Origin of the sequence: Streptomyces olivochromogenes (assembly GCF_021538895.1) — a bacterium.
GTDB classification, from domain to species: Bacteria; Actinomycetota; Actinomycetes; order Streptomycetales; family Streptomycetaceae; genus Streptomyces; species Streptomyces olivochromogenes_A.
This window is the reverse complement of record NZ_JADDRL010000009.1, coordinates 1-12649: the sequence shown is the minus strand read 5'-3', so window position 1 is coordinate 12649 and position 12649 is coordinate 1. Positions and strand designations below refer to the sequence as shown.

At 72.3% G+C, this 12649-nt stretch carries 8 protein-coding genes; 1 reads left to right on the top strand and 7 read right to left on the bottom strand.

Annotated features, from left to right (window positions below; genetic code table 11):
- Window positions 1-39: 39 nt before the first annotated feature.
- From IPZ69_RS06400 to IPZ69_RS06385, 4 genes are all read right to left on the bottom strand, one after another.
- Window positions 40-999 (bottom strand): hypothetical protein, encoded by a 960-nt coding sequence (locus IPZ69_RS06400; RefSeq protein WP_235453010.1) that lies wholly within the window; start codon window positions 997-999, stop codon window positions 40-42.
- Between the two features lie 11 nt (window positions 1000-1010).
- Window positions 1011-2483: an APC family permease gene (locus tag IPZ69_RS06395; protein ID WP_235453009.1), complete on the bottom strand. Its 1473-nt coding sequence runs from the start codon at window positions 2481-2483 to the stop codon at window positions 1011-1013.
- A 323-nt stretch (window positions 2484-2806) separates the two neighbouring features.
- Window positions 2807-4192 carry a Si-specific NAD(P)(+) transhydrogenase gene (gene sthA / locus IPZ69_RS06390; RefSeq protein ID WP_268834299.1) on the bottom strand — a complete coding sequence of 462 codons (1386 nt, stop codon included), beginning with the start codon at window positions 4190-4192 and terminating at the stop codon, window positions 2807-2809.
- Window positions 4193-4468: 276 nt separating this feature from the next.
- A complete protein-coding gene (locus IPZ69_RS06385) occupies window positions 4469-4672 on the bottom strand; it encodes a hypothetical protein (RefSeq protein ID WP_235453007.1) in 204 nt (67 codons plus the stop codon).
- Window positions 4673-4873: 201 nt separating this feature from the next.
- Here IPZ69_RS06385 and IPZ69_RS06380 point away from each other — a divergent pair, with 201 nt between their 5' ends.
- Window positions 4874-6742: a glycoside hydrolase family 15 protein gene (locus tag IPZ69_RS06380; protein WP_235453006.1), complete on the top strand. Its 1869-nt coding sequence runs from the start codon at window positions 4874-4876 to the stop codon at window positions 6740-6742.
- Between the two features lie 30 nt (window positions 6743-6772).
- On the opposite strand, the gene IPZ69_RS06375 is transcribed toward IPZ69_RS06380, so the two are convergent.
- From IPZ69_RS06375 to IPZ69_RS06365, 3 genes are all read right to left on the bottom strand, one after another.
- Window positions 6773-8092, bottom strand: coding sequence for a hypothetical protein (locus tag IPZ69_RS06375; protein WP_235453005.1), 1320 nt, complete (start codon window positions 8090-8092; stop codon window positions 6773-6775).
- Between the two features lie 66 nt (window positions 8093-8158).
- Window positions 8159-10897 (bottom strand): SpoIIE family protein phosphatase/ATP-binding protein, encoded by a 2739-nt coding sequence (locus IPZ69_RS06370; RefSeq protein ID WP_235453004.1) that lies wholly within the window; start codon window positions 10895-10897, stop codon window positions 8159-8161.
- An 86-nt stretch (window positions 10898-10983) separates the two neighbouring features.
- Window positions 10984-12649: SpoIIE family protein phosphatase (locus tag IPZ69_RS06365; protein WP_235453003.1), on the bottom strand; the 1666-nt coding region annotated here is incomplete at its 5' end.

The following is a 12649-nucleotide window of genomic DNA, read 5'->3' as shown; positions in this document are numbered from 1 at the left end:
GCCGCTGTGGTCATGATGGTCGTCGAAGGTGAGGAACGCTCACTGGCGCAGCCGCAGGTCCTTGCGCCACTTCGCGATCTGCTTCTCCGGATCGCCGGTGTACGACCACGGGGTCCGTGTCGCCCGGCGGCCCTGGAGCCGCAGCAGCGCCGCGGCGATGTCCGTGGCGCCCGCCTGGCAGGCCGCGTGGGTGAGGTGGTTGAGGTCCCGCAGCTCGCCCGGGGCGACCGGGGCGTCGCCGCGGCCGGCGATCCAGCGCTGCCAGGTGCGGCGTACGTCGCTGACGGCACCGTCGTGGCTCCAGTGCTGGCTCACGCCCACCGCCGCGTGCTGCCCTTGGGCGCCGTCGAGGACGTACCGGAACTCCTCGACCCGGGCGTACTGCACCAGGACCGGCAGCGCGCAGCCCGGCGGGGCCACGCCCGCCGCGTCGCGCGCGAAGTCGTACATGAGGCCGTGCGTGCCGTGCCAGCGGGAGGAGTAGTAGTGCAGCACCTGGAGGTGGCCCTCCACGCTGTAGGGGTCGCGCCGGTGCAACTCGTCCCACCAGCGCGCCAGTTCCTGCCGGCGCACGCCCGAGGGGTACAGGCGCGCCACCGAGATCAGGGAGATCCAGGGCGTAGGGTCCTCCGGCCAGGCCTCGGCGGCCCGCAGACAGGCCAGTACCGCCGCGTCGATGCGGTCCCGGTCGATCGGTATGCCCCGGCCCGCCGCGATGGCCAGGGTGAAGGCCCGGGCCGTCTCCGTCGCGGCCCGCAGCACCAGCGCGTCGGCACTGCGGGGCTCGGCGGCCAGCCAGGTCTCCGAGGTCGTACTGGTCGCGCACGCCTGCGCCAGCAGTCGCATCCGGTGCCCCCGGGAGACCCAGTCGGCACCGGTGGCCCGCAGCAGGTCCCGCGGACCCTGCCAGCGGCCGATCACGATGTCCTGGCGGGCCGAGGTCAGGGGCCCGTCCCCGCAGTCGGGGTCGAAGTCGGGCGTGAAGCGGTCTCGCGCCATCGGGGTCTCCCTCAGAAGTCGGTGGGGAGACCCTCGTGGGCACGGGCCCGCTCGGCCACGTGGCCGTCGGGGACGTAGTCGGCCGTGATGGCGCGGGTGGCGTCGAGCTTGGCGGGCCGGTAGTAGTCGCTGCCCCGCCGCCAGTACCAGAACATCGGGATCAGCCCGAGCGCCAGGCCGCCGATGCCGATCGAGATCGCGGCGTCGCTCAGCTCGCCCAGCGACTCGACGAAGATCCAGAACATGAACACCGAGCCGAACAGCGGCCACAGTCCGCCGAGGACGAAGTCGGCGGCCGACTTCAGCAGCATCTTGCGGTAGGCGACGACCACCGCCAGACCCGCGAGGCCGTAGTAGACGGCGATCTGCAGGCCGATCGCCGAGATGGCGTCGGAGAGGATGTCGCCCACCGTGCCGAGGGCGTTGGAGGCGATGAACATCACCAGCGCCACCCCGCCGACCACGGCGATGGCGACCCAGGGCGTGTTCCAGGTGCGGTGCACCCGGCCCAGCGCGGACGGCATCGTACGGTCGCGGCCCATCGCGAACAGCGACCGCGTGACCTGGATGAGCGTGGTCTCCAGGGTGGCGATGGTGGACAGCATCACGGCGACGATCAAGAGCTTGCCGCCCCAGCCGGGCCAGACCTCCTCGCCGAGCACGGCCAGCACGTTGGCGTCGTTCTCCTCGATCTGCTTCGAGGACAGGATGACGTTCACCGCGATCGTGAACACCTCGAACAGCAGGAAGACGATGCCCACGCCGATCAGTCCCGCGAGACCGGTCGTCCGGCGGCTGTTGCGGGTCTCCTCACTGAGGTTGCTGGTGACGTCCCAACCCCAGTAGTAGAAGGCGGCGATGAGCGCGCCCGAGGCGAAGCCGGCCATCCCGTCGAAGTGCCCGAAGCCCAGCCAGGACCAGTCGAAGGCGCGGGCGTCGCCCGTGTGGAAGAGGGCCAGCACCGCGAACAGCAGCAGGATCGCCAGCTCCACGCCGGACATCAGCAGCTGCGCGCGTACGGTGAGCCGGGCGCCGCCGAGGACCACGGCCAGCATGATGAGGAACCAGGCCGCGCCCACCGCCGTCGACAGGGCGGTGTCGTCGGCGAGTTTGTCGTCGAAGAGGGCGAGCGTCATGGAACCCGCGGGCAGCGAACCGGCTACCATGAAGATGGTCGCGGAGACCACCAGTGCCCAGCCGCTGACGAAGCCCAGGAAGGGGTGCAGCGTGCGCCCCACCCACGAGTAACTCGCGCCCGCGTTCACGTCGATCCGGCCCAGATAGCTGAACGCCAGCGCGATGCCCAGCATGGGTATCGCGCAGTACAGCAGCGCCGCCGGGCTGGCCAGTCCCACCGCGCCGACCAGCACCGCGGTGGTTGCGGCCAGCGAGTACGCCGGTGCGCTGCCCGCGACGGCCATGACCACGGTGTCGAACATGCCGAGGGCGTTGGCCTGCAGCCCTCTGCCCCTGTTGTTGCTCATGGTTGTGCTGCTTTCGATCGTGCACGCGCACGGGCGGCCAGGCCCGAAGGCGTACGAGGTGGGGGGTGCGGGACCCGCCTCGAACCCGTAGAGGGTTGGCCTCGGGTCAGGGACCGGTCAGGGGAAGGCAAGGATCGGCGCACACCGATCAGCCCTGCGTCGGCAGTCGGTCACACCGTGTGTGGGTGTGATGATAGCGGGACTCATTGATCTTTCAAGATTGACCGCCCGGTAATCTCCCCGGCCGCCCGGGCACCGGCAACTGCCGCGTCGGTCGCGGCGTTTGCGGAGCCGGGCGGCCGGGGAGAGGGCGCCGCACGGGGTCAGTCGAGGCGGTTGATCTGCCGCAGTTTGTTGGTGGCGTCCAGGGCGGCGACCTTGTACGACTCGGCGAGCGTCGGGTAGTTGAAGACGGCGTCGACGAGGTAGTCGACCGTACCGCCGCAACCCATCACGGACTGGCCGATGTGGATGAGCTCGGTGGCGCCCGTACCGAAGCAGTGCACGCCGAGCAGCGTGCGGTCCTCGGGGGAGACCAACAGCTTGAGCATGCCGTGGGAGTCGCCGATGATCTGTCCCCGGGCCAGTTCCCGGTAGCGGGCGATGCCGACCTCGAACGGCACGCAGTCCTCGGTGAGCTGGTCCTCGGTCCGGCCCACGAAGCTGATCTCCGGGATGGTGTAGATCCCGATCGGCTGGAGGTTGTGCATCTGCCCGACCGGCTCGCCGCAGGCGTGGAACGCGGCCGCGCGGCCCTGCTCCATCGAGGTCGCGGCCAGCGCAGGGAAGCCGATCACGTCGCCGACGGCGTAGATGTGCGGGACCTCGGTGCGGTAGTGCTCGTCCACCTTGATCCGGCCGCGCGGGTCCGCGGTCAGCCCGGCCTTGTCCAGGTCGAGTTCGTCGGTGAGACCCTGGCGGCCCGCCGAGTACATGACGGTGTCGGCGGGGATCTTCTTTCCGCTCTCCAGGATGGTCAGGGTGCCGCGGGGATGGCGCTCGACGGCGGCCACGGTCTCGCCGAAGCGGAAGGTGACGGCGAGGTCCCGCAGTTGGTACTTGAGCGACTCGACGACCTCGACGTCGCACAGGTCCAGCATGCCCGGGCGCCGCTCGACGACCGTCACCTTGCTGCCCAGGGCGGCGAACATGCTGGCGTACTCCATGCCGATGACGCCGGCGCCGACGATCACCATCGACCGGGGGACCTTCTCCAGCGTGAGTACGTTGTCCGAGTCCATGATCGTCCGGCCGTCGAACGCGACGGTGTCCGGGCGGGCCGGGCGGGTGCCGGTGGCGATGACGATGTGGCGTGCGGTCAGCAGCCGTTCCTGGCCGCTCACTTCGCGCAGGGCGACGGTGTTCGGGTCGACGAAGCGGCCCGTGCCGGCGTAGAGGGCCACGTGGTTGCGGGACAGCTGGCTGCGGATGACGTCGACCTCCCGGCCGACCACGTGCTGGGTGCGGGAGGTCAGGTCGGAGACGGTGATGTCCTCCTTCAGGCGGTAGCTCTGCCCGTACAGATCGCGCTGGGTGAGACCGCTGAGGTACAGCACCGCCTCGCGCAGTGTCTTGGACGGGATGGTGCCGGTGTGAATGGAGACGCCGCCGACCATGTCGGGGCGATCGACGACGGCGGCGCGACGGCCGAGTTTGGCGGCGGCGATGGCGGCCTTCTGTCCACCGGGGCCGGATCCTATGACGAGCATGTCGAAATCGAAGTCGGGCACCCTCGGGAGTCTGTCAGCCGACGCCTCCCTCCGTAAGGCCGACGGGGAAACGGGCACCGGAGGCGGCGGAAGCGTTCCCCATGATTACGGTGAGCGACCGACACCCACGCCGGCCGGAAAGCCCCCGGTCCGCGCCTGTGCCGCCCCTGCCGTGCCGGCGCCCCCGTGCCGGTGCCGTCCCGGGCGGGCACCGGCAGACCACGATCTTCCGTCCGCCCCGGGCGGTCTTGCAGCTCAGGGCGGGTTCCGCGCTGCCTAAGGCAGGAGTTTCTCCACGGCGAGCGCGCCCTCGGCGTCCAGCTTGCGGCGGGCCCATTCCAGGTTGGCCGGTGTGATGTCCCTGCCCGCGGCGAGCACCAGGTCCTCCGGGGCGACGACGCCGGGGGCGGAGTGGAGCAGGGAGTCCGGGGTGGCGCGGTCGTCGGACGGCCGGGACGCTTCGGGTTGTGACGTCGACATGATGCCTCCTCCTCGGGCCCAGGTGCCCGCACCGGAACGGGTGCCGCGAGTCCGGGCCCACTCTCACCATTCCCCGCCTGAGCCCGCCCTGCATCCGGAGGGGCCGCCAGGCCCCGGAGACGATCACTTCACCGTGCCGCGGCGAAAGCTTCGCTCCTAAGCTGTAAGGAGCCCGCATCCCCGCCCCGGGAGGCTGCCGCGATGACCACCACCGAGATGCCCCGGAACCAGGAGGCCCCCGAGCCCCCCGGCCACTCCCGCTACCTGCCGATCGCCGAGCACGGACTGATCGGCGACCTGCGCACCGTGGCCCTGGTCGGAAGCAACGGCACCATCGACTGGTACTGCTGCCCGTCCTTCGACGCCCCCAGCGTCTTCGGGGCCATCCTGGACGCCGACCGCGGCGGCCGCTTCGAGCTCGCCGCCTCCGTAGCGGCCCGGACCAAGCAGTTCTACTTCCCGGACACGAACGTACTGATCACCAGGTTCTTCACCGAGGAAGGCGTCGGCGAGGTCCAGGACTTCATGCCGGTGGCCGGGAACCCCCTGCAGCCCGCGGAATCCGCCGAGGCCGACCGGCACCGGCTGATCCGCCGCGTCCTGTGCGTCCGGGGCACCGTTCCCTTCCGGGTCCTGGTGGCACCGCGCTTCAACTACGGCGCCGACCCCCACTCGCTGAACACGCAGGGCGACATGATCGTGTTCGAGTCCCGGCAGTACTCCCTCTCGCTCACCTCCACCGTGGCCATGGAGTGCGACGGCACCGACGCCCGCGCCGACTTCAAACTCACCGAGGGCGAGTCCGCGGTGTTCGCCCTCGACCGGGCCGCCGACGCCCTGATTCCGCGCGGCTGCGCCCACGCCGAGGCCGAGCACGAGTTCCAGGCCACGGTCGCCTACTGGCGCCGCTGGCTGCACCAGTCCCGCTACGTCGGCCGGTGGCGGGAGATGGTGCACCGCTCCGCCCTCACCCTGAAGCTGCTCACCTACGCCCCGACCGGCGCCATCGTCGCCGCGCCGACCACGAGCCTGCCCGAACAGCTCGGCGGCGAACGCAACTGGGACTACCGCTACGTGTGGATCCGCGACGCCGCGTTCTGCGTGTACGCGCTGCTGCGGCTCGGCTTCACCGGGGAGGCCCGGGCCTTCATGCAGTTCCTGGCCACCCACATCAGCCCCGGCGACGGCTCGCCCTCCGGGCCGCTGCAGATCATGTACGGCATCGACGGCCGCACCGACCTGCCCGAACGCGAGCTCCCCCACCTGGAGGGCCACCAGGGATCCGCCCCGGTCCGGGTCGGCAACGCCGCCGCCGACCAGCTCCAGCTCGACATCTACGGCGCCCTGATCGACTCGATCTACCTCTACGACAAGTGGGCCGAACCCATCTCCAGCGACCAGTGGGACGACGTGTGCCAGCTGGTGGACTGGGTCGTCGACCACTGGGACCAGCCGGACGAGGGCGTGTGGGAGACCCGCGGCGGCCGCAAGAACTTCCTGTACTCGCGCCTGATGTGCTGGGTGGCGATCGAGCGGGCCATCCGCGTGGCCACCCGGCGGGGCCTGCCGGCCGACCACCGCCGCTGGCGGCAGTGCCGCGACACCATCTACCGGTGGATCATGGAGCGCGGCTGGTCGCCGGTGCGTCACGCCTTCGTGCAGCACGAGGGCAGCGAGGTCCTCGACGCCTCCGTGCTGATGATGCCGATGGCGAAGTTCGTCGCCCCGACCGACCCGAAGTGGCTGTCCACCCTGGACGCCCTGACCGAGGACCTGGTCTCCGACTCCCTCGTCTACCGGTACGACCCGCAGGCCAGCCCCGACGGACTGCGCGGCGACGAGGGCACGTTCTCCATCTGCTCCTTCTGGTACGTCGAGGCACTGGTGCGCGCCGGACGGCTGGAGGAGGCCCGGCTGGCCTTCGAGAAGATGCTCACCTACGCCAACCATCTCGGCCTGTACGCCGAGGAGATCGGCCGCACCGGGGAGCAACAGGGCAACTTCCCACAGGCGTTCACCCACCTGGCGCTCATCAGCGCCGCCTTCAACCTGGACCGGGCCCTCGGTTAGCCCCGCACACCGTCGCGCGACGCGCGGCCGTCAGGCGAAGCGGGAGCTGGGCACCGGTCCGGACGAGGTCAGGCGGGCGCGGTCGCCGCGCAGCCAGGTGCCGCGCACGGTCGCGGCGAACGCGGCGAACGCCTCGTCCGAGTCGTCCGGGCCGGTGCCGTCGCCCTCGTCCGTGTCCGGCTCCGCCCCCGTGATCTCGGCGGCGAGCTCCGGCTCGGGGCGGTCGTCGGCCGGTGCCCGCTCGACTCCTCCGTCTGCGGCGCCGCGCAGTTGCTCGCCCCAGGGCGCCACCACGGACTGGTGGAGCAGGGTGACGCTGTCGGCGGTGACGACCGGAGCGTCGGTCCAGGAACTCGCGTGCTCGTGCAGCACCTGGCCGGGGGCGCGCTCGAAGAGCTGCCCGAGGATCTCGGGGCCGTCGGCCGCGCCGGCCACCTCGTTCAGGTCGTACGCGACGACGAGCGTGTCCTCGCGGCCGGGCGCGAAGGGCTCCGCCGGCAGGTCAAGCAGCTCGGCGGCGGCCAGGCTGAGGATCCGCGAGTCACGGTCGGGGAGCAGCGACACCGACCGCGGGCGCGCCTCGGTGGCCTCCAGCAGCGTCCGCAGCCGCAGCAGGCCGCGCAGGCACTGTCCCGGTGTGTCCTGCAGGTAGGCGTACCGGCCGGTCATGCCCGAGTCGAAGCCGTACGGGGAGAGCGTGCCCAGCACCGTCCCGCCGAGCACGTACTGCCAGCCCCGCAGATCGGTCGGGTCCAGCGCGCTCGCCCCGTCGAGGGCGGCCGCGCGCTCCAGCATGCGGTTCTGCCGGGCCCGGGTGGGCAGCCACATCTCGTCCTCGGGGTCCGGCAGCAGGGCGTGCTGGCGCCGGGCCAGGCCGAGGTCGCCCGACATGATCGCGTTGAACACCAGCAGATAGCGGTCCGGCCAGTCGGTGAAGTCGGCCTCGTGCCGGGCCAGTTCCTCGACGGCCTCGCGGTGACGGCCCTCACGCTCGTAGGCCGACACCAGCTCCCGTACGACCCCGAGGCGGCCCGGGTTGCCGCGCAGCACCTCGCGCAGGGCGGGCACCGCCAGGTAGGACAGGCCGCGTTCGACGCAGGCGTATCCGAAGTCGAAGAGCGCCTGGGCGTGTTCGGGGCGCTCGGCCAGCGCGGCGGCGGCCTGCTGGAGGTCGTCGAAGCCCGCGGTCCGCGCGGCCCGGCCGACCACGAGGGCGACCTCGCCCAGGGGCTGGTCCTCGCCGGCGACCCGCAACTGCCGCAGGGCGCCCGGGATGTCCCCGGAGTCCAGGCACTCCCAGGCTTCAAGGAGATCGGGGGACTTCGGGCGGCGTTTCCTGCGCGAGAACATGCCGGAGATCATCACCGATTCCCGGACGGATCCTCAACAGCTTTCTTCCGCCGGCCGTCGGCCGGCTCAGGACAGCGGCTGTTCCGCCCAGATGACCTTGCCCGCCGGGGTGTAGCGGGTGCCCCAGCGGTCGGCGAGCTGCGCGACGAGGAACAGGCCGCGTCCGCCCTCGTCGGTGGTCGCCGCGTACCGCAGGTGCGGCGAGGTCGTGCTGCCGTCGGACACCTCGCAGATCAGGCTGCGGTCGCGCAGCAGCCGGACCCGGATGGGCTCGCGGCCGTAGCGGATGGCGTTGGTGACCAGCTCGCTGAGGATCAGTTCGGTGGTGAACGTGAGCTCCTCCAGTTCCCACTCGGCCAGCTGCCGGTTCACCGCGGCCCGGAGCTGCGAGACGGCCGCCGGATCGGCCGGCACCGGCCACTCGGCGACCCGGTCGGCGCCGAGCGAGCGGGTGCGGGCGACGAGCAGGGCGACGTCGTCGCTGGGCCGGGCCGGGAGCAGTTCCAGGACGGCCCGGCAGGTGTCCTCGGGCGAGTCGGCGGCCCGCGCCAGCGCGGAGCGCAGCAGCTCCAGGCCGTCGTCGATGTCCCGCTCCCGGTCCTCGATCAGCCCGTCGGTGTACAGGACGAGGCGGCTGCCCTCCTTCAGCTCCAGATCGGCCGTCTCGTACGGCAGCCCGCCGAGGCCCAGCGGCGGACCCGCCGGCACCTCGGGGAACTCGACGCTGCCGTCGGGGCGGACCACGGCGGGCGGCGGATGGCCGGCCCGGGCGACGGCACAGCGCCGGGAGACCGGATCGTAGATCGCGTACAGGCAGGTCGCGCCGGTGACCGCCGTGGCGCCGTCGGCGGGGGTCTCGTCCTGGTCGATACGGCCGACCAGCTCGTCGAGGAGACCGAGGAGCTCGTCGGGCCGCAGGTCCAGCGAGGAGAAGTTGTGCACCGCCGTGCGCAGCCGGCCCATGGTGGCGGCGGCGTGCAGCCCGTGCCCCACCACGTCGCCCACGACGAGGGCGACCCGGGATCCGGACAGCGGCAGTACGTCGAACCAGTCGCCGCCCACCCCGGCCTGCGCGGGCAGATAGCGGTAGGCGATCTCCAGGGCGCTCTGGTCGGGCAGCTTGCGGGGCAGCAGGCTGCGCTGCAGGGTCACCGCCATGCCGTGCTCGCGGGTGTAGCGGCGGGCGTTGTCGATGGACACCGCGGCGCGGGCGACCAGCTCCTCGGCCAGGGCCAGATCCTCGGCGTCGAACGGCTCGGGCTTCTGCGAGCGATAGAAGTTGGCCACGCCCAGGATCAGGCTGCCCGCGCGCAGCGGCACGGTGATCAGCGAGTGGATCCCGAACTCGACCACCTGTTCGGTGCGGTCGAGGTCCTGGGCGAGCCAGCCCGGCGCCTCGCCCAGCCGCGGCTCGACCACGGACACCCCGGTGTGCAGACTGCGGAACTGCGGGGAGGTCGGCACGAAGCGGATGCGTTCGCCCAACGGGTAGAGCGGGGCGTCCCCGCGGATGCCGCCGACGGCCGCGCGGCGCAAGGACTCCCCGGGTTGCGGCTCCTCCCCGTGCAGCACGGCGTCGAACAGGTCCACGGTGAGGAAGTCCGCGAACCGGGGCACGGCCAGCTGCGCCAGTTCCTCGGCGGTCCGGGTCACGTCGAGGCTGGTGCCGATGGCGACACCGGCGTCGTAGAGCATGTTCAGGCGTTCGCGCGCCACCTCCGCCCGGCCGGACAGGGCGCGCAGTTCCGTGGAGTCGCGGAGCGTGGTGACGCTGCCCGGCGGGCCGCCGCGCAGGTCCGTGGGCCGCTGGTTGATCGCCAGCAGCCGGTCCTTGACCAGGTGCACCTCGTCGGTGGCGACGCGGCCCGAGGCCAGCAGGTCGGCGGTGTCGTCGTCCAGGCCGAGCCGGCGCACATCCTGCCGCTCCGCGTCCTCGGGCAGGTCCAGCAGGCGCTGCGCCTCGTCGTTGGCGAGCAGCAGCCGGCCCTCGCCGCTGACGATGAGCACGCCTTCCCGCACGGAGTGCAGCACCGCGTCGTGGTGCTCGTACATCCGTGTCATCTCGTGCGGGCCGAGGCCGTGCGTCTGGCGCAACAGGCGTCTGCTCACCAGCGCCGTTCCCGCGGTGGCCAGGGCGAGGGCCGCCGCGGCGGCGGCCAGCAGGAGCGGCAGCTGCTGTTCGGCGGTGCCGCCCACGTGCTCGGTGGTGATGCCGGACGACACCAGTCCCACGACGTTCCCCTGGGCGTCCTTGACCGGCACCACGACCTGGACCAGCGGGCCCAGGGTCCCGTTGACCTCCTCGACGACGGTGTGCCCCGCCTGTGCGGGGGCGATGGTCCCGACGAACTTCTTGCCGATCCGGTCCGGTTTGGGGTGCGTGTAGCGGATCCCGTCGGTGTTCATCACGACGACGAAGTCCACCCCGGACGCCTTGCGCGCCGCCTCGGCCTTCGGCTGGAGCACGGCCGTCGGATCCGGGCTGCGCAGCGCCGCCACCGTGCCCGGCGCGTGGGCGAAGGTCTCGGCGACGGCGAGGGAGCGGTTGCGGGCCTCCTGGTTGGTGTCGTGGCGCACCTGCAGCACCTGGGCCACCACCGCCGACACGACGAGCAACAGCACGATGACCACTTGCAGCACGAACACCTGTCCGGCGACGCTGCGGCCGCTCACCGCCGACCACAGCCTCCCGGCCCTTGTGCGGCGCGGCCCGGTTCCGTCCTGCTGCCGCCGCTCGTGCGGTGCGTGCGGATCCCCGGGACGACGGGGCGGCCGAGTCTCGGACCGGCCCAACAGTCGGACCATGTGCCCATGTCTACACTGCCCGGCCCCCGGAGGCGAGAGGCGTCGCAGGAGGTGACCGGCGGTGGTCGCGCCGATGCGTGGCGACCTCATTGCCCGGAGGGGCACCCGGTGCGCCGGGTGGCGAGCAGGAGAGCCACGTCGTCGGGCCGGTCGACGGCGTGCCGGGCCGTCGAGGTGAGCCGGTCGGCGACGCCCGCGAGGGAACGGGCGCTCCGCCGCCCGGCGGCCGTACGGGCCTGTTCCAGGGCCAGCCGCAGCGCGCTGATCCCCTCGTCGATGTCGGTGCCGGGCCGCTCGACCAGCCCGTCGGTGTACAGGGCGAGGATCGCCCCCGGCTCCAGCCGCAGCTGCGCCACCGGATACTGGGCGAGCGGGTCCACCCCGAGGACGACACCCCCGGGAATGTCCAGGACGCGGGTTCGGCCGTCCGGGGCGCTCAACAGCGGCGGCGGATGCCCGGCGCGGGCGACCTGGGCCCGGCCGGTCGCGGGGTCGAGCCGCAGGTAGCAGCAGCTGGCGAACTGTCCCGGATCGAGGTCGATGAGCAGCCGGTTCGTGCCGCTCATGACCTCGTCGGGAGGGTGGTCGCCGAGCGCGAAGGCGCGTACGGCGCTGCGCAGCTGGCCCATGGTGGCCGCCGCCTGCACGCCGTGCCCCTGGACGTCGCCGATGACCAGCGCCAGACCGTCCCCGGCCTCGACGACGTCGTACCAGTCCCCGCCCACGTCCATGCCCTGGGTGCCGGGCAGATAGCGGCCGGCGGTCTCCACCTGCGGATGCGCGGACAGCCGCCGGGGGAGCAGGGCCTGCTGCAGGCCGCGGGCGAGGGCGGCCTCGGTGTCGTAGCGCTGCGCCTTCTCCATCGCGTGCGCGATCAGCCCGGCGAGCGCGGTCAGGAGCGTGCGTTCCTCCGTGCTGAAACCCCGGTTGCGGTCGAAGCCGAGGATGCAGGAGCCGACCGGCCGCCCGGAGGCGATCAGCGGCAGGAAGGCGCGGGCGCCCTCGATCGCGTCCAGCGGGATGCCCGGATAGGCGGTGGCCAGCTGCCGCATGGAGTCGAAGAACAGGGAGCGGCCGGTGGTGAGGGTCTCCACACCGGGCAGATGGGCGTCGAGGCCGACGCCGTCGAAGGGGGCGAGGAATCCCTGCGGGAAACCGGTCTCCCAGGCCAGGTACAGGTGCCGGTCCTGCAGCAGGTAGATGGCCAGTCGGCGGCCGTCGAACGCGGGCAGCAGCTCCTGGGTGACGACCGCCGACACCTGGCGGGCGGTGACCGCGTCGGTCAGCGCGATGGCCAGGGCGATGGGCCGGTACAGCGGCGCCAACGAGGGAGCGGCGGACACGGGGTGGCCGGCTTCGGGAGCGGCGGTCGGCGTCAGGCCGGCGTCGGGCAGCTCGGCGGGGACGTCCATACGGTTCGCGGGCGCGACGGTGCAGGTGAGGATGTCCGGGCCCGGGTGGAACGACAGGTCCAGCCAGTCGCCCTCGCCGGGCGCGTCGCGGTCGGCGGCCGGGTGCCGGGCGTGGAATTTCACGGGTTGCAGGGACAGCAGGGCACCGCGCAGGTGGTCGTCGTACGGGGGCCGGCCCAGCCACGGCAGCGCCTCGTCGACGGGCAGGCCGAGGAGCCGCGAACGCTCCAGGCCCATCAGCCGTGCCGCGGCCGGGTTGGCGTAGACGATCAGACCCAGCCGGTCGACACAGAACACCCCTTGCGGGAGCTGGTCGGCGGCGCCGTCGGCGGAGGGCGCC

What these genes read in the sequence shown, in the direction of transcription:
- IPZ69_RS06400 (WP_235453010.1), bottom strand. Translation starts at nt 999, where the DNA reads ATGGCGCGAGACCGCTTCACGCCCGACTTCGACCCCGACTGCGGGGAC.
- IPZ69_RS06395 (WP_235453009.1), bottom strand. Translation starts at nt 2,483, where the DNA reads ATGAGCAACAACAGGGGCAGAGGGCTGCAGGCCAACGCCCTCGGCATG.
- sthA (WP_268834299.1), bottom strand. Translation starts at nt 4,192, where the DNA reads ATGCTCGTCATAGGATCCGGCCCCGGTGGACAGAAGGCCGCCATCGCC.
- IPZ69_RS06385 (WP_235453007.1), bottom strand. Translation starts at nt 4,672, where the DNA reads ATGTCGACGTCACAACCCGAAGCGTCCCGGCCGTCCGACGACCGCGCC.
- IPZ69_RS06380 (WP_235453006.1), top strand. Translation starts at nt 4,874, where the DNA reads ATGACCACCACCGAGATGCCCCGGAACCAGGAGGCCCCCGAGCCCCCC.
- IPZ69_RS06375 (WP_235453005.1), bottom strand. Translation starts at nt 8,092, where the DNA reads ATGTTCTCGCGCAGGAAACGCCGCCCGAAGTCCCCCGATCTCCTTGAA.
- IPZ69_RS06370 (WP_235453004.1), bottom strand. Translation starts at nt 10,897, where the DNA reads ATGGTCCGACTGTTGGGCCGGTCCGAGACTCGGCCGCCCCGTCGTCCC.